The organism is Paenibacillus marinisediminis, assembly GCF_054343325.1.
Genome location: NZ_JBTGUH010000001.1, coordinates 636,495 through 655,679 on the forward strand (window position 1 = coordinate 636,495; position 19,185 = coordinate 655,679).

16 protein-coding genes, 1 tRNA gene and 1 pseudogene are annotated in these 19,185 nt (G+C 46.3%); 8 read left to right on the top strand and 10 right to left on the bottom strand.

Annotated features, from left to right (window positions below):
- Positions 1 to 166: 166 nt before the first annotated feature.
- From ACXX53_RS02865 to ACXX53_RS02880, 4 genes are all read right to left on the bottom strand, one after another.
- A tRNA-Pro gene (locus ACXX53_RS02865) sits at positions 167 to 243 on the bottom strand.
- An 87-nt stretch (positions 244 to 330) separates the two neighbouring features.
- Positions 331 to 975 (bottom strand): response regulator, encoded by a 645-nt coding sequence (locus ACXX53_RS02870; protein WP_458567085.1) that lies wholly within the window; start codon positions 973 to 975, stop codon positions 331 to 333.
- Positions 944 to 1,804 carry a sensor histidine kinase gene (locus ACXX53_RS02875; protein WP_458567086.1) on the bottom strand — a complete coding sequence of 287 codons (861 nt, stop codon included), beginning with the start codon at positions 1,802 to 1,804 and terminating at the stop codon, positions 944 to 946. Before ACXX53_RS02875 ends, ACXX53_RS02870 begins: the two co-directional genes overlap by 32 nt.
- Before the next feature lie 200 nt (positions 1,805 to 2,004).
- Entirely contained in the window at positions 2,005 to 2,976 is a 972-nt protein-coding gene (locus tag ACXX53_RS02880) for an aldolase catalytic domain-containing protein (protein ID WP_458567087.1), read from the bottom strand.
- Positions 2,977 to 3,201: 225 nt separating this feature from the next.
- Between ACXX53_RS02880 and ACXX53_RS02885 the strand changes: the two genes are divergently transcribed.
- The 3 genes from ACXX53_RS02885 to ACXX53_RS02895 are packed head-to-tail and all read left to right on the top strand — an operon-like array spanning position 3,202 to position 5,711.
- Complete coding sequence (locus tag ACXX53_RS02885) at positions 3,202 to 3,462, top strand: FeoA family protein (protein WP_458567088.1); 261 nt, start codon at positions 3,202 to 3,204, stop codon at positions 3,460 to 3,462.
- Positions 3,459 to 5,483 (top strand): ferrous iron transport protein B, encoded by a 2,025-nt coding sequence (feoB, locus tag ACXX53_RS02890; RefSeq protein ID WP_458567089.1) that lies wholly within the window; start codon positions 3,459 to 3,461, stop codon positions 5,481 to 5,483. The genes ACXX53_RS02885 and feoB overlap by 4 nt, the downstream gene beginning before the upstream one ends.
- A 30-nt stretch (positions 5,484 to 5,513) precedes the next feature.
- Positions 5,514 to 5,711: a FeoB-associated Cys-rich membrane protein gene (locus ACXX53_RS02895; RefSeq protein WP_458567090.1), complete on the top strand. Its 198-nt coding sequence runs from the start codon at positions 5,514 to 5,516 to the stop codon at positions 5,709 to 5,711.
- Between the two features lie 80 nt (positions 5,712 to 5,791).
- Here the strand turns inward: ACXX53_RS02895 and ACXX53_RS02900 are convergent, their stop codons facing one another.
- Positions 5,792 to 6,688 carry a LysR family transcriptional regulator gene (locus tag ACXX53_RS02900; RefSeq protein WP_458567091.1) on the bottom strand — a complete coding sequence of 299 codons (897 nt, stop codon included), beginning with the start codon at positions 6,686 to 6,688 and terminating at the stop codon, positions 5,792 to 5,794.
- A 216-nt stretch (positions 6,689 to 6,904) separates the two neighbouring features.
- On the opposite strand from ACXX53_RS02900, the gene ACXX53_RS02905 reads away from it, so the two are divergent.
- The 3 genes and pseudogenes from ACXX53_RS02905 (at position 6,905) to ACXX53_RS02915 (ending at position 9,090) form a co-directional block, all read left to right on the top strand.
- Complete coding sequence (locus tag ACXX53_RS02905) at positions 6,905 to 7,885, top strand: DMT family transporter (RefSeq protein ID WP_458567092.1); 981 nt, start codon at positions 6,905 to 6,907, stop codon at positions 7,883 to 7,885.
- Between the two features lie 302 nt (positions 7,886 to 8,187).
- Positions 8,188 to 8,370 (top strand): annotated as a pseudogene (locus ACXX53_RS02910) (transposase); the annotation flags it as partial.
- A gap of 36 nt (positions 8,371 to 8,406) precedes the next feature.
- Positions 8,407 to 9,090 carry a transposase gene (locus tag ACXX53_RS02915; RefSeq protein WP_458567662.1) on the top strand — a complete coding sequence of 228 codons (684 nt, stop codon included), beginning with the start codon at positions 8,407 to 8,409 and terminating at the stop codon, positions 9,088 to 9,090.
- A 550-nt stretch (positions 9,091 to 9,640) separates the two neighbouring features.
- Here the strand turns inward: ACXX53_RS02915 and ACXX53_RS02920 are convergent.
- From ACXX53_RS02920 to ACXX53_RS02930, 3 genes are all read right to left on the bottom strand, one after another.
- Complete coding sequence (locus ACXX53_RS02920) at positions 9,641 to 11,155, bottom strand: leucyl aminopeptidase (protein WP_458567093.1); 1,515 nt, start codon at positions 11,153 to 11,155, stop codon at positions 9,641 to 9,643.
- Positions 11,156 to 11,199: 44 nt separating this feature from the next.
- Positions 11,200 to 12,633: an ATP-binding protein gene (locus ACXX53_RS02925; protein WP_458567094.1), complete on the bottom strand. Its 1,434-nt coding sequence runs from the start codon at positions 12,631 to 12,633 to the stop codon at positions 11,200 to 11,202.
- A gap of 210 nt (positions 12,634 to 12,843) precedes the next feature.
- Entirely contained in the window at positions 12,844 to 13,251 is a 408-nt protein-coding gene (locus tag ACXX53_RS02930) for a hypothetical protein (RefSeq protein ID WP_458567095.1), read from the bottom strand.
- 330 nt (positions 13,252 to 13,581) lie between these two features.
- Between ACXX53_RS02930 and ACXX53_RS02935 the strand changes: the two genes are divergently transcribed.
- Together ACXX53_RS02935 and ACXX53_RS02940 are read left to right on the top strand one after the other, a co-directional pair.
- A complete protein-coding gene (locus ACXX53_RS02935; protein WP_458567096.1) occupies positions 13,582 to 14,181 on the top strand; it encodes a DUF4912 domain-containing protein in 600 nt (199 codons plus the stop codon).
- Complete coding sequence (locus tag ACXX53_RS02940) at positions 14,144 to 17,011, top strand: 1,4-alpha-glucan branching protein domain-containing protein (protein ID WP_458567097.1); 2,868 nt, start codon at positions 14,144 to 14,146, stop codon at positions 17,009 to 17,011. The genes ACXX53_RS02935 and ACXX53_RS02940 overlap by 38 nt, the downstream gene beginning before the upstream one ends.
- 117 nt (positions 17,012 to 17,128) lie before the next feature.
- Here the strand turns inward: ACXX53_RS02940 and ACXX53_RS02945 are convergent, their stop codons facing one another.
- Together ACXX53_RS02945 and leuB are read right to left on the bottom strand one after the other, a co-directional pair.
- Positions 17,129 to 17,668 carry a peroxiredoxin gene (locus ACXX53_RS02945; protein ID WP_458567098.1) on the bottom strand — a complete coding sequence of 180 codons (540 nt, stop codon included), beginning with the start codon at positions 17,666 to 17,668 and terminating at the stop codon, positions 17,129 to 17,131.
- Positions 17,669 to 17,923: 255 nt separating this feature from the next.
- Positions 17,924 to 19,018, bottom strand: a complete 1,095-nt coding sequence (gene leuB, locus ACXX53_RS02950) for a 3-isopropylmalate dehydrogenase (RefSeq protein ID WP_458567099.1) — start codon at positions 19,016 to 19,018, stop codon at positions 17,924 to 17,926.
- Positions 19,019 to 19,185: the final 167 nt, after the last annotated feature.

The following is a 19,185-nucleotide window of genomic DNA, read 5'->3' on the forward strand; positions in this document are numbered from 1 at the left end:
AAACTTAAAATACGCTTAAAAAGCAAATAAGGAGCACCGCGCAGCAAATATATACTGGCGATCGCTCCATTTATCAACAAATCATGTATGATTATCAAAAACGAAATAACAAAAAAAACGGCTGCATCCCATTATTCATGAGAACACAGCCGTGCATTGTATTAGATGGTCGGGACGACACGATTTGAACATGCGACCCCCTGGTCCCAAACCAGGTGCTCTACCAAGCTGAGCTACGTCCCGTTCTTGCAGTTATCTTATTGAGATAACATAGATGAATATATCACAAGATATTCAGGGCTGCAATACTTTAAATGATAATAAGCTTAGTCACTGGACCAACCCATTCTCCAAGGCATATCGCGTAAGCTGTACACGGTTGTCTAAATGGAGCTTCTGCAATATATTTTTGAGATGATTCTTGACGGTATGCTCGGATAACGACAGGCGCTGCGCAATCTCTCGATTAGACTCGCCAGTTGCGACTCGCTCTAGTATTTCCTGCTCGCGAGCGGTAAGCGGCGTCGTATGATCAGAGCGCGATGCAGGCTTCATCGTAAATTCCTGCAGCAGTCGCAGCGCAAGCTCCTTCGACATCGGCGCTTCATCTATTGCCACAGCACGCAAGTACTCGTGCCAAGCAGAGGGCTGAAGGTTCTTGATCAGGTAGCCCTGCGCGCCAACCTTCAGCGCTTCGAACAGATTCGTAATATCATCTGATACCGTGACCATCACGATCTTCACCGAAGGGTACTGTTCTTTAATTTTGCGTGTCGCCTCTAATCCGCCCATGAGCGGCATCGAGATATCCATCAGGAGAAGATCAGGCATGAGCTGTCCTGTCATCGCAACAGCCTCTTCACCATTAACCGCCTCTCCCACCAGTTGAAAGGTATCATCTATCGCTAATATATCAGCCATTCCTTCACGCGCATGCGCATTGTCATCCGCAATCAAGATTCGAAAGCGTCTCATGAGGCAATTCTCCTTTGCAGATTTGAACAACGGTTTCCTGTTCTTGTCGTATGATCACCATGCTCCAACCCATATGCCGCACGCGATCACGCATCATTTTCAGACCGAACTTTCCTTTTATACTGAACGGATCATCCGTAAATCCTACTCCATTGTCCCGTATTTCGCACAAGAAGCCTTCCTCCGTACGCCGCGCATATAGCTTGACTTCTGAAGCCTGAGCATGCTTGCGAATATTCGTGAGGGCCTCGCGTATACACGAGAACAATGTGATCTTCTCCTTCATCATTAGCCATTCATCGTCAAGCTGCCAGTTCACATCGGGCTCCCATTCTGCTTCTTGCTTAATATCAGCTATCATCTGATGCAACGCGCTAGCCCATGAGAAGCTCGCTTCATCCGGATGATGATGGAGGCTGGTTATCGCTTGTCTTACGTCATCATGCACATGCCGCACGGTTTGACGAAGCCTTTCCAGCTGCTGTGCGTAGTCATCGCCAGATGAAGCCTCCAGCCTGTCGATCTTGACCGACAGTAAAAATAAAGATTGCGCGATGCCATCATGCAGCTCCTGAGCCAGACGCTCTCGTTCCTCCAACGCGGCTTTATTGCGCTGCTCACGTCCCAGCTTCCGTTGCACCTCATCAAGCAGCGCGAATAGCTTTTTATGCATGATCAGCGATACAAGGAATACAATCACAGGGGCAAGAAAATTCCCCATATCCATCGATATATACGGAAGCAAGAACGCATGCCGAATGTATTCCCATAGCCCGATCGTAATAGTAGGTGTCCATAGAATCAGCCGCTTAATATTTCGATCACTCATGTCAATTCACCGTCTACTCTCCCTATATGTAAATAACATGAAACTTTCATCAGCTATATATCTCATAATAAACAATAGATGGCTTTATTCCAATATCATCCTGAAAATATAATCCGTTAGAACAGCTTCTATCGAATAATCTTCTAACGTTAAAAACAGCCTTCCTCTAGTTGAGAAAGGCTGTTTACATGTTGTTATGATCATTTATTTGGCTTCTTTATCGCGAAGTTAACCTCAGGTGTCATGAACTTATCGTAGAAATCGGTGAATTTATCACGATCAGGCGATGCGAGCAGCGCCATTGCAGAACGAGGATGCTCATCCAGCGTACCTGTGATCAGATAAGGGATCAGGTAGCCCCATTCCCACTTCTCACGCATTGGAATCATATGCTTCTCCAAGAAGCCCAATACCGCGCGCAAAGAGAATTTGCTGTTCTTCAGATGTGTCAGCAGCGCTTCAGTCGGACAGTTGCCTGCGCCGCGGCCCATACCGTAAACAGATGCATCCAGGAGCTCAACGCCTTTCTCAGCAGCAACCAGTGTATTAGAGAAAGCAAGCTGCATATTGTTATGGGTATGTACACCCAGACGCTTGTTAGGAAGATGCTCTTGAAACTTGTTAACGAGGAACATAAAGTCATTGTGATCCAGACTGCCATAAGAGTCCACGATATAAACGATATCTACCGGACTTTCCTTAATCATCTGGAAAGCTTCATTTAGATCGTTTTCCATAACGTTCGACAAAGCCATAATGTTCAGCGTTGTTTCGTATCCGCGGTCATGGAACAGCTGAATCAGATCCAGCGCTTTATCCACATCTTTAATGTAACAAGCTACACGGATCAAGTCGAGCATGCTCTCACTGCGAGGCTGGACATCATTCTCATCCACACGACCGATATCAACTAGCGCTGACAGCTTGGTAGTACCCTTCTGCGGAATGACCTTACGCAAGAACTCATCATCCAAGAAACGCCATGGGCCAGCTCCTTCGGAACCTGGCAGCAACTTCGGCGAGTTCTTGTAACCGACTTCCATGTAGTCGACGCCAGCTTCATTTAAAGCTGCATACAGATCTTGTACAAATTCAACACTAAAGTCCCAGTTATTTACTAGCCCGCCATCGCGAATCGTACAGTCGACAATTTTACAATGATTCGTTTTCATTCCGCTCTCTCCCTCTACGCAATTTTTCTCTCCATTCTACTGGATAAAGATGCATAAAGCAAAGTAAAGATGTTAAAATTTCGTGGATATTGGCAACTGGTTAATTAGTTTAACATTTTCCAGCACTATATGTGAATAATATCACTAGATTTTTATTCTGTTTGACTGTAGCATTAATAGATGTATAATTGATAAAGATTATCATTATGAATTGAGGGATTCGTCGTGAACGATATATCGGCACAGTCATGCCCACTACAATCATTATGCTGTTTACTACCAGGTCAGGACGCATGTATCACTGATCTATCTAAGACACATAAAGCAGTTTGTCACCGTCTCCTCGACCTCGGAGTTACAGAAGGAACGCATGTACAACTGAAACGAACAAGCCTCTTTGGCGGACCCTTAATGCTGGAAGCGAACGGTCAACTATTCGGACTTCGCCGGCGTGAAGCATTGCGTATCGGGGTGGTAATCGGATGACAACTTGGGACACCGCCCTGTTAGGCAACCCTAACACAGGCAAGACCTCTCTATTTAATGCACTAACGAAGTCGTATGAATATGTAGGCAACTGGACCGGCGTTACTGTAGAGAAAAAAGTCGGATTGCTTCGCAATCAGGCCTCCTCATTAGTAGACCTGCCGGGTATTTATTCGCTGCAGCCAGTGTCTAAAGACGAAAGTGTCGCAGTTCATTATCTGATGAGTGAGAGGCCTGACGCTATTCTCAATGTCATCGACGCTTCACAATTAGAACGCAATCTGTACCTGACGGTACAGTTACTTGAATACGGAGCGCCATTGTTGATCGCTCTGAATATGAATGATGTGGCTGAAGGGCGCGGTATTACTATTGATATAGACAAGCTCTCAGCCGCACTCGGAGTTCCTGCATGGAGAGTAAATGCACGTCGGAACCAAGGCATTAAGGAATTGCTTGCGAATATGGAACCGCAAGCAATTCATCAACAGCCGCGCACCGAAATATCCTTAGATTATGGCCCAACTACGGAGGCGGCCATTGCATCTCTTATCGAGCTGCTGCCGAACACGGGAGACATTCCCGCGCGGTGGGTCGCGCTTCAATATTTAGAGAGCAATGAGCCAGTTCAGCAATGGGCTCATCAAATTAGCCGCGATGCTGAAGCGATGCGGCTTATCTATAAGGAAACGGAAGCGAAGCTGCAGGCGGAAGGAAGCGCGCTGCATCTTCCGCAGCATATACGCTCCGTTCGCATGGCTTTCATCAGGAATGCCGTACAGTTAAGCAGCACAACTCGCGAGCATTCTAGCGTTACGATCACGGACCGAATTGACAGTATCGTTACAAACCGATGGTTAGGCATTCCGATCTTTATCATCGTTATGTTTCTAATGTTCAAGGTTACTTTTGAATGGATCGGAACACCTCTCTCCGATCTGCTTGACGGATTTATCGGAGGAACCTTTACCGAATGGGTATCCACAGCACTAGACAGCATTGGAGCTTCGCCCTTTACACACTCATTGCTGGAAGACGGCATCATTGCCGGTGTCGGTGGAGTACTCGTATTCGTACCACAAATCCTGGCATTATTTTTATTCATTTCATTTATAGAAGATTCAGGTTATATGGCTCGCGTCACGATTGTAATGGATCGACTGATGGAAATGGTCGGCTTGAACGGCAAAGCGTTCATTCCCTTCATTATCGGCTTCGGGTGCAATGTCCCGGGAATTATGGCCGCACGTACGATGGAACAGCCGAAGGAACGACTTATTACGACCTTGCTTGTTCCCTTCATGTCCTGTTCCGCCAGATTGCCGGTGTACGCGTTATTCGCTGGTGTCTTTTTCAAAGGCAATGAAGCCATTGTTGTACTTTCACTCTATTTGCTTGGCGTAGTACTCACTATACTTCTGGCAAAGCTGTTCTCATCTCGCATGCTGAAGGATGAAGAGAGCGTGTTCGTTGTTGAACTGCCTCCATACCGATTTCCACAATGGCAAACCCTGCTCCTCAGCACATGGGAAAAAGGGAAAGGCTTTGTACGTAAAGCTGGAACGTTTATTTTGGGCGGATCCGTACTCATCTGGCTGCTGTCATATGCAGGACCAGGCGGATTGAATGTAGATATGGACGATAGCTTCCTGGCCATGATCGGCGGAATAGTCGCGCCTCTGCTTGCTCCACTGGGATTCGGCACATGGCAAGCTGGAGCTGCGCTCGTTACTGGCTTCATGGCCAAAGAAGTTGTCGTTTCAACGATGAACATCATCTATCACGCTCCAGACACAGCGATGCTGCAAGCTCAAATCGCACAAGCATTCACACCACTATCAGCATACGCCTTTTGCGTGTTCGTGCTGCTGTATATTCCATGCTTGGCGACCGTTGGAATTATTCGTCGGGAGACATCATCCTGGAAATGGACCTTCTTCTCGATGGGATACGCACTCGTCACCGCGTATGTTATTGCGCTAATCGTATATTGGGGTGGCAAACTGTTAGGCTTTGCATAATGAGAGCAAACGGAAAGGAAGTGTTTCGCAATGTCATGGATAGAAATTATTCTTGTCGGCGGTATCTTCGCGTATGCCATATGGGCGGTTGTGCGCCAAGTTCGCAAGAGCAAGCAAGGAGCATGCGCTTCCTGCGCCCTGAATAAGAGCTGCTCTAGCGGCTGCGGTACAACAGACTATACTCATATGAAATCAGCGCTTGCAAACAAACAGCCTGATATAAAATAGACAATTATTTACATTTTATATGTAGTAAAATGCCTGATTGAATTCCTACACAGGAATATCAATCAGGCATTTCTGTATGGTTATGTATTCTCTCCGGCTATTCGCCGTTCTCTGATTTCAGCAATCGTCTGCAGGAACTTCCGCTCTGCCTCCCCCATATAAGCGTCTATGCGGCGGATATACACCACACTCACGGCTTGATACGGTTTAGGTATCGGGAACAGCCGCACAGCCCCTTCACGTTCCAGTTTATCGACTGCCGCTCGCGGGACAAGCGTGATGCCAAGCCCTGCCACAACGGTACCGAGTATCGTCTCAAGTGTACCGAATTCCATCACCTTATGCGGGGCAATTCGTTCGGCTTGCATCCACAGCTGCAGCTTTGCTCGATAGCCGCATCCCTTTGGAAACACGAGCAACGGCAGATGGAGCAGTTCCTCTCCTGAACGTGCCCGCAGCGATTCCTCTCGATTCGTCCCACATACTAGTACCAGTTCCTCTTCGAATACGGGGACTTGATCAATCTGCGGTGTAACGACAGGACCGGTTACAAACGCCCCGTCCAGCTTCCAACCCAATACATCCTCTGTCAGCTTCTCAGTTACGCCCGTTAGGAGTGATAGATCAACCTTGGTGTTGCGTCGGTGAAACAGCGATAGAATATCAGGTAAATCAACGACTGTTTCTACTGAACCGATTAGAAGTTGACCTGCGGGATCATTCTCGTTCTGAAACGCCTTGCGCATCTCGTTCATAAGCTTCATCATCTGATCCCCGTACATCATAAGCTTGCGCCCTTCTGCATTCAACGTCATTCCTCGGCGATGGCGATGAAACAATGGATGGCCGATCTCTTGCTCTAGTGACCGAATGCGTGCAGTCACATTGGATTGCACATAGCCTAATTCTTCAGCAGCACGGCTCACACTGCCGTGCTCAGCTACAGACATGAATATGTGAATATCACTAAAATCCATACCTTATCCCCAATTCTGTTACACCTAGTTTAGATATCATTTTTATTGATATCTTAAATCACTTTCAATTGTTTTACAAGATATCTGGAAAGGGATATGATGATCTCTGTCATCTGACAATGAATAGCCGCTGTTCGTGCATCGATGCCATGATCAAACATCCGGTTCACGATCCGAACTAATCATCATAGAGAGATCATCATAGGAGTGAGTAAGGTGAGTAAATCGAATTTATGGCTGGGAGCACTGCTAAGCTTCTTCGCCGCAGCGGCATGGGGCGCAATGTTTCCAGTTGCAGAGAACGCATTGAAGCATATTGATCCTTTTTGGTTCAGTTCCCTGCGTTACGGTACTGTTGCATTGCTGTTATGCATTATACTGCTAGTCAAGGAAGGACGCCGCGCTTTTCGATTTGAGGGCAGAGGCTTCAAGCTTTGGATCTTCGGAACTTTCGCATTCACTGTTTATAATTTCTTCGTATTCTGGGGTCAACAGCAAATGGGCAAATCAGGCGTGCTGTTAGCTTCCATCATGGAATCTTTCATGCCGATGCTTGTCATCCTGCTGATGTGGGTCATCACTAGAAAGCCGCCGAAACTCGCTACACTGGCTTGTGTAATAGTTGCGTTCATCGGTGTAATATTCGTTGTGACTAAAGGGGATTTTAGCTTGTTTACGAGCAGCGAATTCGAAGCAATCCCGCTTCTGTCTGTGTTCATTGGAGTCGTCGGCTGGGTGTTCTATTCAGTGGGAAGCGGACAGTTTAGAGGCTGGTCTGCGCTTCGTTACTCAACTCTTACTTGTATCTTGGGGTCTGCAACATCCGTGATAATTACCGGGGGCATGACGATAAGCGGATCTTTATCCGTTCCGACCATGACGCAGCTGCAGCCTATTATCCCGCATATGCTATTTATGATCGTAATCGCTGGATTAGCCGCGCTTCTCGCGTGGATGAGAGGGATGGAGCTGCTCTCGCCTGAAAATGGCATGCTGTTTATTAACTTTGTGCCTGCAACGACATTTTTCATCTCCGTTCTACAAGGCTATCAAGTATCCGCAGCTGAGTGGTTTGGTACTACGCTCATTCTCATTGCGCTCGTAGTTAACAATATGCTTAACCGTCGTACATCGCAAGCCTCTGCTCGCGTTCAAAAAGCTGTAAAAGCAGCTTCCGTTACGAGTACCGTTCATTAATACCACTTTTAATACATAAGCTCATTCAGCGTTCAGACTGAATGGGCTTTTCATTTTTCAAGTGATCTCTCTTCCATGGCCATTCATTCACCTTCGCTCCCGCTCCTTCTCCTTCGCTATATCCCCCTCTCAACTCCGTCTGACTGCTCTCCCCTTCGCTCAGAATTCGGTCGCAACTGACAATCGTCGTAATAAGAATAAACATTGTAAATTTTACATTTATTGATTGATTATAGAACATTTGTTTGGTATAATTTTCTTGTATTTAAGAACAAACATTCGCTTACGTAGGAGGGCTAGTCATGGAATATTGCGGTTCATGGGATACGCTAGAGGAACTATCGCATCATTTTTCCGATGAACAGACTTGTGTCTCCTATTTATATAAGATTAAGTGGCCGCAAGGGTTCAGATGCCCCAGATGCCAATATTCACACGCCTATGTCATTAGCACACGACGACTTCCGCTGTATGAGTGCAGTGCCTGCCACCACCAAACCTCTCTCACAGCAGACACTATTATGGAAAATAGTCGAACTCCATTGGTAAAATGGATCACCACCATCTGGTTGGTATCTCAGCATCATATGACCATCAATGCAGTTCAGCTTAGCTCTATCATTCAAGTTACATATAAGACCGCTTGGTCTATGCTCCATAAAGTTAGATCCGTTATTAGCGCGATTGATTCAGACTCTCCATTGGAGGGAACCGTTCAAGGCGTCGTAGAGTACCATGCTAAGCCCCCGTTTAGAGCACTATATGAGCTTAGTTCACGCGAGATCCCCCTTATTGTCGCCGCATCCGTCTCATTAGATGAAGAGATCATCAACCTTAAGATCAAGAAAGTTGATCGTCAGCTGCTTATCAGCAAGTCTTTGCACCCTGCAGCATGCAGCCAATTCATTGAGCGTCACACCTGTGCAAATGTTGAGGAAATAACAATTATCAAACAGCCCTTCAGAACAATTCAATTTGCCTACTTAAAAAAGCAATTCCAGCGTGCCCGCAGATGGATGATTGATACTTTTCACGGTATCGGACCAACATATTTGCAACGCTATTTAGATGAATTCTGCTTTCGATCCAATGCAATTTCTGAACATTTTTCGGCGTGGGAGCTCTTAATGAGCATGTCTTTGTCTGCTCGCTATGGTTCCATTTCCAGACGCAAACTATCTTCCACTCTTCAACTTGCCGCATAAACTTATTACTCTAATAATTTCGGGATCATCTTCAGGGAGCATAACATCTATTATTTAGTGCACCCATCTCCTTCATCGTGGATCACTTGTTAAATAACATTTAATAGATTGATATTTTTCGAGCTGTCCTTTACTTGCACAAGCATCATTTCCTATAGGTAAAATTTCCGAGAATACGCCGTATTCGGCACCTGAGCCTTGGGGAGAATAGTTCGATACTTTCTGAGACACATACCACCTACGTAGCTGCATGTTGTTCCGTATCCCACTCACGTCTCTAATCCCGAACGCACTAGCCTGTCCTGAGCCTTGGGGAGATTAGACCGATACTCTCTGAGACATATACCACCTACGTAGCTGAACGACTTTTCCGTATCCCACTCACGTCCCTCATCCCGAACGCACTAACCTGTCCTGAGCCTTGGGGAGATTAGACCGATACTCTCTGAGACATATACTGCTGGTTCAACTGCAATAAAAAAGAGGCCCGCCCCCGTATTGTCATATCCATGACATAGGGGACGTTCCTCTTGTATGCTTCCAATCTATACTATGACGGCATAACTGCTTCTGCAATCGTACGTACCATTACACCCGTCGCACCCTTTGGATCAACACCACGAGGCTTGCTCAAAAATGCGGTGCCCGCGATATCCAGGTGAACCCAAGGCACTTCGTCCGCAAATGTGCCGACAAAAAGTCCAGCTGTAATCATACCGCCTCCGCGGCCGCAGCTGTTGCGCACATCTGCAACATCGCTTTTCAGCAGCTCCCAATATTCTGGATGCGATGGCATCTGCCACAGGTATTCGCCTGTACGTTTTGATGCTGCAATAAGTTCCGCCATCAACTCATCATTATTTGTTAATGCCGCAGTCGTTACATCGGCGAAAGCGACAACCGCTGCGCCTGTCAACGTTGCCACATCGATCAACTTAGCAGCGCCTTGCTCCTTAGCGTAGGTCATTCCGTCAGCCAGTACCAGACGACCTTCAGCATCTGTATTCAATACTTCCATTGTTCGACCGCTATAAGTAGTCAGCACATCTCCTGGCTTCATGGCAGAGGAAGAAGGCATATTTTCTGCCGAAGGTACGACACATACAACGTTCGCTTGCGGACGAAGCTGACCGATAACAGCCATCGCTCCAAGAACAGTCGCTGCACCGCCCATATCACAGATCATTTCATCCATGCCTGCCGCTGTCTTCAACGAGATACCACCAGTGTCAAACGTTATTCCTTTACCAACAAGACCAAGTACATCTTCCCACTGCTCTTTTCCTTGGTACTTAAGAACGATCATACGAGGTGGGTTAGCGCTGCCCTTGCCTACTCCTAGCAAGCCGCCCATACCTTTCGCTTCAATCTCCTTCTCATCCAAAACATGAGCTTCGAAGCCATATGTTTCAGCCAAAGACATGGCATAGTCTGCTAAAGTACTAGGAACTAGTACGTTGCCAGGCAGATTCGTCAGATCACGAGCGATTGTTGTGCCGATCGCAAATGCCTGACCATTCTCAGCGCCTTTCTGCCAATGTTCTGCTTCCAATCCCTCTCCAATTAGCGCAAGAGATTCTACTGCATAAACTGGATTCGCATCCTTCTTATATGTAACTCGCTGATAGGCTCCCAGCATAAAGCCTTCTACCATAGCATGTGATAACGTTTTAACATCATTTAAGTCTGTCATGCCAAGAAGTTCATTTGGAATTACTGCTGCAACTCGCTTCACTTCAAGCTTAATCGCTTTCTTAGCTGCATTCGCCATCATCACACGAAGATCGTTAGCTGTAAGCTGACCTTCCTTCCGTCCAACGGCGATAATATACTTTACGTTCCCTTCACGAACAGGCACTACATGAATGCTGTTCGCACCTGCCTCATACAAACCTGTATGTACGGCATCCTCAATAGATGTGCTGCCTGGCACAGCATAGGCGCTCTGTTCCCATTCAGACTTGGAAGCTATAACGATAAGCGCTTCTGCTTCCACTTGCATGGCGCTTTGAGCGGATGCTTGTACTGTCAACTCACGAAGCCATTGTGTATTGGTCAGATTCATGGTCACTCATCCTTCTATAATTAGAGTAAAATAACTATCGCTGATTATATCACACTCGCGAGAGCTATCGGTAACCGGATTACGAATTCTGTCCACTCACCTTGCTTGGAATTCACCTCTATTGTGCCGCCGTGATTGCGAATGATCTGGTAGCTGACGGATAATCCCAGGCCAGTACCATCATCCTTCGTCGTAAAAAATGGATCAAACAATCGTTCCAATGTTCGATCATCCATGCCTTTACCGTTATCTCGAATTGAAACGGCTGCATATTTACCCTCGAGCTTCGCACTAATCTCAATCAGGCCCGCTCGCGTGTTGCGCATTTCTACAAGGGCGTCGATCGCATTGCGAATCATGTTTAGAAAGACCTGCTTGATCTGTTTAACATCAATGGATACGAGAATGGAGCTGTCTGAAGCTTGCTCTTCCAGCGAGATAACGCATCCTTTCATAAGCGCTTCGCTCTCTGTAAGCATGATAACTTCTCGAATCAGCGAGGTAATAGGTACTACTGAAGTAAAAGGCGCGGTTGGTTTAGAAGAATTAAGAAACTCATAAATAATATCGTTAGCTCGATCAATCTCGGCTAAAATGATGCGGGCATATTCATCCTTACCAAGCTGCATGAGATGAGGTCTAAGCAGTTGGATAAACCCGCGTATTGAAGTTAGTGGGTTGCGGATCTCATGCGCAATCGCAGCGGCAATCTTGCCGAGTATTGCGAGCTTGTCATTCTGTACTGCAGAATGTTCAATTCTTTTGAAATCCGATACATCCTTGATACTGTATAAATAATTGCCATCCATCTGATCTCCATAAGTAAAGGTTACAACATATGTATGACCCTGCTTATCGGTAACTTCATGGTACCGTTTCCGCAGCACAATAGTCTCACGATAAATTCGCAGAATAATTTTGCGCTTATCGCGAGCAAGTAAAGGATGTCGCAGCAAATCCAACAATGTACAGCCAACCAATTCTTTGCGAGCTACTTGAAGAATCTTGGCTGTCTCCACATTAATAAAGGACAAAAATCCTTCCTCACTAAATAATACAATTGCGCTGTCCATCTGCTGCAGTACATTTTCATAGTTATTGCGTGGGTCTTGTCTTAACAAGATGCTATGAGCTGACTGCAGTAAAGGATCACGAAATGAATGAAGTGCCAGTTCCTCCCCCTCCTTACTATCCTGTTCCGCAGCAATCACGGACAAGCTTTCCATTAAATAAGCGAGTGAACGATGAGACATAATCATCGCCTCGTTTATTTCAACGTGTGATATCATCATATACATCGTTTCTTCATGGAGACACATTATGTCGTAAGGTTGTTGTTGAATGACGCACTTGGCATTGTTCTTGGCTTGCGCTAGATCATCAGCATGTCCAGTTAACATAAACTTTCGAAGATGACGAATATAGCTTTGCTTCCACTCTAGTTGCAATTTTCGATGATCGGCGATAAGACCATTCAAAATGTATCACCCCATTGCAGTATCTGCCTGCAATTTGCAATCGTTTGTGAAAAATTATCATATTCACAAATATGTCAAATACATTAATTGGTAGTTACTATCATAAAAATTACACCTTACAAAATCAAGATGAATTAATGTCGAATATTAGCAAAAAAAAGGGAAAACGCTAAAAGTAATCTAAATTTAATTATGCACGAGCTTAAACATTCATTTTTGTTTCATGATCTGAGCTTTTCTTCTGCTCATTAACGCTAAGCGGCGTTTAAGCTGCATCTCCCATTGCAAATCTCCCCACTGCTTTGCTAAGGCAAGCAGGTCAAGGGCAGAGTCAATCTGGCTGCGCACAAGGTCCAATGGATCTTCATTTTCATTGTTTATGCAATTTTCCAGCAAACGACTATCGTCCTGAGTCACATATTCCTGAAAGTCGATCTCCTCTACTCCATCGATTTGCGCATACTCCGTTAGTATTGAGTATTCATTTTCTACAAGATAATGGACTTCAATTCGTTGACAGACCGGACACAGCAACAGGGGAACATTATGAATCCTTGTCCGATAGTGTTGTAAACTGCCTTGAGTGCCAATCATACTTGCCCCGCAGCAAAAGCTCATGTTCTCCCTCCTTAATGATTGATGGTATCGTTTGTATTGTCACAAATCGCTCAAGCGTTTTCTTGAGGTTCATGTGTTGATGCATATTCGATTATGGCATGACTGATTCCTTTATTTTGAAGAAAATGGAGACTAAAGTCTTATTCTAGATTTTATTATTATGTACTTTTTATCATATATTATCAAATAGAATCATAGTGTTCTTGGATATCTTTATCTCTGCAATTCGTTAGACATATAACCCAATTATACAGGATATGATGATAGGAGAGGATAATTCAATCAATAGTATTATAGGAAAGCTCAGCCTATCGCAGAAAGGAGCCCCTTATGATTCGGCAATCAGCATACTTAGCGGCATGGCCTTATCGCTATAATCATTCCTTTATTCATTTAATGGTACAAACCCCCTATACACTCTTCGCATACTGGGAACTGCATGAAAGACGCAAGCAACTGATCGCCGAGCATTATCGCTCCCATTGGAATGACTTGACGAAACAAGTTCGATTGCTTCAATATCGTCAAGCCCATGAACACGCCTTGCCTGTTCACTACTCCGATACAACAGTAGACGAGCAGGGCTCATGGTACTTCCGCAACGTAAATCCGAGCGCATCCTATCGAGTTGAGTACGGAATCATGAATCCTGATTACCAGTTCATATCACTGCTTCGATCAGAAGTATCACAGGTACCTCGCAATGAGCCTGTTAACTCTGAAACTCAGTTGCTTCAAGATAACCTTGAATCCTATACCTCCATCAGTGCCATATCCCATTTCTCCGATGAAATGAGCGAATCGTATTCGCCATTTGAACAATTTTCAACCTATACACTGTATTCTGTTGTGAATCCGCTTCTTCATTTCCCATATCAAAAGGAGTCGAAACATGACAACCCCATTAAACGACAAAACATTCCCTATTAAAAGAGGATATGCTTCATTCATATTGCACGCACATTTGCCTTATGTCAGACATAAGGACGAAGCAGGAAAATTAGAAGAACGCTGGTTCTTTGAAGCGATGACCGAAACTTACATACCGCTGATCGATATGTTCAAACGGCTTAAACGAGAAGGAATACCGTTTCGTATAACCATGACACTGTCACCTACCTTGCTTGCATTGATGGAGGATTCACTGCTGAAGGAGCGGTATGAACAGCATCTGTTAAGTAATATTCATCTAACAACCCTTGAAGTAGAACGTTTAAATGATTGTCCGGAGCAGAAGCAAGTTGCTGCTATGTATAGGGATCGTTGGCAACAGTGGCTGTGTCATTATCGAAACTGGGATCGTGATATGATTGGGCAGTTTCGCCAATATCAAGAATTAGGATTCCTTGAACTCATGACCTGTGCTGCGACTCATGCTTATTTGCCTTTCATATACAATGAAAAGCTTGTTGAGGCACAAATAGAAATTGGCGTTCGAGAGCATGAACGGCATTTTGGAGTGCGGCCGCGCGGCATCTGGCTGCCAGAGTGCGGGTATACACCGCACTTGACGCCTCTGCTGCGCAAGAGCGGGCTCAGCTACTTTATTGTTGATATGCATGGCATCACAGATGCTGACCCCGCTCCACTGGCAAGCACACTTCGTCCCATACTCGTAGACGAACGCACATATGCCTTCGGCCGTGATCTCGAATCATCACGGCAGGTGTGGGATTCGTCCTGCGGCTATCCTGGCCATCCCGACTATCGCGAGTATTACCGCGATATCGGATACGATCTCGGCTGGCATGACGAAGCCGAGTGGAACTACATTAAGCCGTATGTGCTGCGTGATGGAACGCGCGTAAATACAGGTCTGAAGTATTACCGCGTAACGGGCCAGAAGGATCATAAAGCTTGGTATGACGAAGACCGGGCACGGTTACGCGCGCGGGTGCATGCAAGGCATTTCATAAACAGCAGACTGAACCAAATTGACACCTACTGGGGGCTGCACCCAGATTGCGAAAAACCGCCGTTGATCGTGTCCCCGTATGACGCGGAGTTGTTTGGACACTGGTGGTTCGAAGGGCCGCTCTGGATTGAAATGCTATTCCGCGAGCTTCATGCTGATCAGGGGGCTTGGAGCGATCGCCTTGAATACATAACGCCGTCGGATTATATCGAACGATATCCAGATGCGGAAAGAGCCCATCTACCGGCAGGCAGCTGGGGGCGAGGCGGATATTCGGAAGTGTGGCTTATGCAGCGCAACGATTGGATCTATAAGCATCTCCATCAGGCTGAGGACCGGTTAATAAATACGCTGAACGAAGCCGCGCCTCCCAAGTGGGGATTCACAGAAGTGCATGAGCGTATCTGCAATCAAGCGGTTCGCGAGCTTATGCTGGCGGAGAGCAGCGATTGGGCGTTTATCATGGAAGCCGACACTGTTCCTAGTTATGCTATGGAACGTACCAAGGAGCATATTATGCGCTGCCACACCCTGCTTGATATGCTGGAGCAGCGAGTATACGACGAAGAGCAGCTTAATTGTATGGAAGCAGAATACCCATGCTTCCCTAATATAGATTATCGCCTTCTACTATTAGGAGAATCGACTTCAGAATCAGGCAATTCTATGCCCAAAGCGGCGATTAAGCGAGTATTGATGCTGGCATGGGAATACCCGCCACTTGTGATTGGCGGACTTTCACGCGCCGTTTACGAGCTGTCGCGCCATCTCGCAGCTAAGCAGTGCGAGGTTCACGTCATGACAAGAGATGTCCCTGGCAGTCCCCCTTATGAAGTCATGGACGGGGTTCATATTTACCGTGTTCCTGTACCGAAGTCTGAAACCCCCATCGGCTTTATGGATTGGGTATTGCAGATGAATATCGCCATGATCGATGGTGTAGAAGCACTAATGAACAATAACGGTGTACAGTTCGATTTCGTACATGCCCATGATTGGCTCGTGTATATCGCAGCAAAGGAATTGAAGCATACCTATAATCTGCCGCTTATTACTACGATTCACGCGACGGAGTACGGCCGCAATCTCGGCGAGGTTCATACCGATCTGCAGCATCGTATTCATGATCTGGAAAGCGAGCTCGTTCGCGAATCCGAACATATCATCGTCTGCAGTCATGCTATGGTGCGAGAAGTGAATCAGCTCTTCGATGTACCTCTGTCGCGAGTGACGATGATACCGAATGGAGTAGAATGCGCTGAATCTGCTCCTAGCCCTCTACATCATGCTGCAGATGACGGGCCTGTACTTTTTTGTATCGGCAGGTTGGTCTATGAAAAGGGCATCCACGTCTTGCTTCACGCTCTTCCGCTTATTAGGCAGACCATGAAGCATGCCCGTCTGATTATAGCTGGTGCGGGGCCTATGGCATCACAATTAAAGGCCATCATTCATGAATTAATGCTTGACGACTGCGTTCATCTCATAGGCTTCGTCGATAGTGACATTCGAGATAAGCTATTCCAGGTAACGGACGTTTGCGTGTTCCCAAGCTTGTATGAACCATTTGGCATCGTAGCCTTGGAGGCTATGGGAGCAGGCATTCCTGTCGTCGTATCAGACACTGGCGGACTAGCTGAAATCATTGATCACGATCGCGATGGTTATAAGACACCGCCAGGCGATGTGGAGTCTCTTGCATGGCACACAGTGGATCTGCTGCGCGACCGCGACAAAGCCCAGCGCTTCTCACTGGCGGCAGCACGCAAGGTTCGTTCAAAATACGACTGGAACACGATTGCCGTATCAACACGAAAAATATACGAAGAAGTGATCGCTCGATGATTAGTCATAACAGAAGCCCCGCTCGGATATCGTATCCTCAGCGGGGCTTCTGCTGTTGTTGACTCGAGCTTATACAGCTCTATATTTAGTGATTACACACAGTGAATTCGTCTAATCTTACAGGTTCTTGTCGCCTGGTTTCCAGTTGATTGGGCACAATCCGCCGGATTGCAGAGCTTGAAGAACGCGAAGTGTTTCATCAACACTGCGACCAATGTTGTTGTGGTTAACAACTTGGTATTTCAATTCGCCTTCTGGATCGATGATGAACAAGCCGCGAAGCGCAACACCGTCTTCTTCGATCAATACGCCGTATTCACGAGCAACGTTCTTCGTGATATCGGAAGCAAGCGGGAAGTTCAATTTGCCAAGGCCGCCATCTTCTTTAGCTGTGTTGATCCATGCTTTATGGCTGTGTACGGAGTCAATGGATACACCCAGTACTTCAGTGTTCAGCTTGCTGAACTCACCTGCTGCTGCGCTCATAGCTGTGATTTCAGTTGGGCAAACAAATGTAAAGTCGAGTGGATAGAAGAACAGGATCAACCATTTACCACGATAATCGGACAATTGTGCTGCGCCGAATCCTTGTCCATCACCTGTTGCTGTTTCCATGTTGAAATCTGGAGCTTGTCTTCCTACTAAACGTTCTGCCATTTTAATAAATCCTCCTTATATATGTGTGTAGTCATTCTTGTGATTATATGTCGAGTTGATCATAGTCTTGATGAATCAGCTCACATATAGAATGGTATCACTGCACAATAATGATGTCAAGATTAAAGCAATTATTTATTTAGATTTATTATAAATTGTGTCGAATTTGTTGCGAATGATTCTCAACTAGAACAAAACATAACAATGGCCGATGTCCCCGTTTCCCGACATCGGCCATTATAAAGGCTTCATGTATTAAGCTGTAACTGCTTGCTTGCTAAGCGCCGCCACGATCAAATCACCCATCGCACTCGTGCCGATTGCATTGGAGCGATCGACAGCTATGTCACTGGTGCGGTGACCCGCATCAAGCACTTCTTTTACCGCATTCTCTATGGCATCCGCCGCTTCCGCATAATCAAACGTTAAGCGATACATATGCGCTACTGATAGAATAGTTGCGATAGGGTTCGCGATGCCTTGGCCCGCAATATCCGGCGCTGAGCCATGGACAGGCTCGTATAAACCGAAGCTTCCCTCTCCTAGAGATGCGGAAGCCAGCATCCCGATCGAGCCCGTCAGCATTGCCGCTTCATCGCTCAATATGTCACCGAACATATTTTCCGTAACAATAACGTCAAAGCTGGACGGACGACGCAGCAATTGCATCGCGCAGTTGTCCACGAGCACATGCTCCAGCTCTACATCCGGATAATCCGGTGCTACACGAATAACCGTTTCGCGCCAGAGGCGGGATGTTTCGAGCACATTCGCTTTATCCACCGAAGCAAGCTTCTTGCGGCGCTTCTGAGCGATCTCGAACGCTTGACGAACAATGCGTTCAACCTCTTGCACGTTATACACGCAAGTGTCAACCGCTTCCTCGCCATGCGCTCCTTGTCGGCGCAGCTTGTCTCCGAAGTAGATGCCGCCGGTCAGCTCACGCACGACGATAAGATCGGTGCCTTCCAGCACTTCCGGCTTCAATGTCGAGGCATCCTTCAGGCAATCAAACACGACAGCCGGTCGGATATTGGAGAACAAGCCAAGCGCCTTGCGAATGCCAAGCAGGCCTGTTTCAGGGCGAAGCTCCTTCGGATTCGTATCCCACTTCGGACCGCCAACTGCTCCAAGCAGCACTGCATCAGCGCGCTGGCACATCTCAAGCGTATCCTGCGGAAGCGGCGTTCCCTTCTCATCGATTGCGATTCCGCCAAACAAGCCACGCTCAAATTCAAAGGACAATCCGAACAGCTCTTCTGTTTTTTTCATCACTTTTATCGCTTCCGCGACCACTTCCGGACCGATCCCGTCACCCGCGATTACTGCAATCTGTTTAACCTCTGACATCTATAGCCCTCCTCGTTCGATCTCTATTACTCCTGTTGTAACATACGAATACACGGTTTGACCAAGATATAAAATCTATGATTTTTATAGGTAATAACTATAACCACACTCTTATCAATCTCATATTCGTTAATTCTCTCAGCAAAAAGACCCTGCATCATGCAATA

Excerpts from the sequence above, each read along its gene's own strand:
- ACXX53_RS02940 (WP_458567097.1), top strand. The coding sequence starts at position 14,144 with ATGACAACCCCATTAAACGACAAAACATTCCCTATTAAAAGAGGATAT.
- ACXX53_RS02935 (WP_458567096.1), top strand. The coding sequence starts at position 13,582 with ATGATTCGGCAATCAGCATACTTAGCGGCATGGCCTTATCGCTATAAT.
- ACXX53_RS02895 (WP_458567090.1), top strand. The coding sequence starts at position 5,514 with ATGTCATGGATAGAAATTATTCTTGTCGGCGGTATCTTCGCGTATGCC.
- ACXX53_RS02930 (WP_458567095.1), bottom strand. The coding sequence starts at position 13,251 with ATGAGCTTTTGCTGCGGGGCAAGTATGATTGGCACTCAAGGCAGTTTA.
- feoB (WP_458567089.1), top strand. The coding sequence starts at position 3,459 with ATGACAACTTGGGACACCGCCCTGTTAGGCAACCCTAACACAGGCAAG.
- ACXX53_RS02920 (WP_458567093.1), bottom strand. The coding sequence starts at position 11,155 with ATGAATCTGACCAATACACAATGGCTTCGTGAGTTGACAGTACAAGCA.
- ACXX53_RS02880 (WP_458567087.1), bottom strand. The coding sequence starts at position 2,976 with ATGAAAACGAATCATTGTAAAATTGTCGACTGTACGATTCGCGATGGC.
- ACXX53_RS02915 (WP_458567662.1), top strand. The coding sequence starts at position 8,407 with ATGGAAAATAGTCGAACTCCATTGGTAAAATGGATCACCACCATCTGG.
- leuB (WP_458567099.1), bottom strand. The coding sequence starts at position 19,018 with ATGTCAGAGGTTAAACAGATTGCAGTAATCGCGGGTGACGGGATCGGT.
- ACXX53_RS02945 (WP_458567098.1), bottom strand. The coding sequence starts at position 17,668 with ATGGCAGAACGTTTAGTAGGAAGACAAGCTCCAGATTTCAACATGGAA.
- ACXX53_RS02875 (WP_458567086.1), bottom strand. The coding sequence starts at position 1,804 with ATGAGTGATCGAAATATTAAGCGGCTGATTCTATGGACACCTACTATT.
- ACXX53_RS02900 (WP_458567091.1), bottom strand. The coding sequence starts at position 6,688 with ATGGATTTTAGTGATATTCACATATTCATGTCTGTAGCTGAGCACGGC.
- ACXX53_RS02870 (WP_458567085.1), bottom strand. The coding sequence starts at position 975 with ATGAGACGCTTTCGAATCTTGATTGCGGATGACAATGCGCATGCGCGT.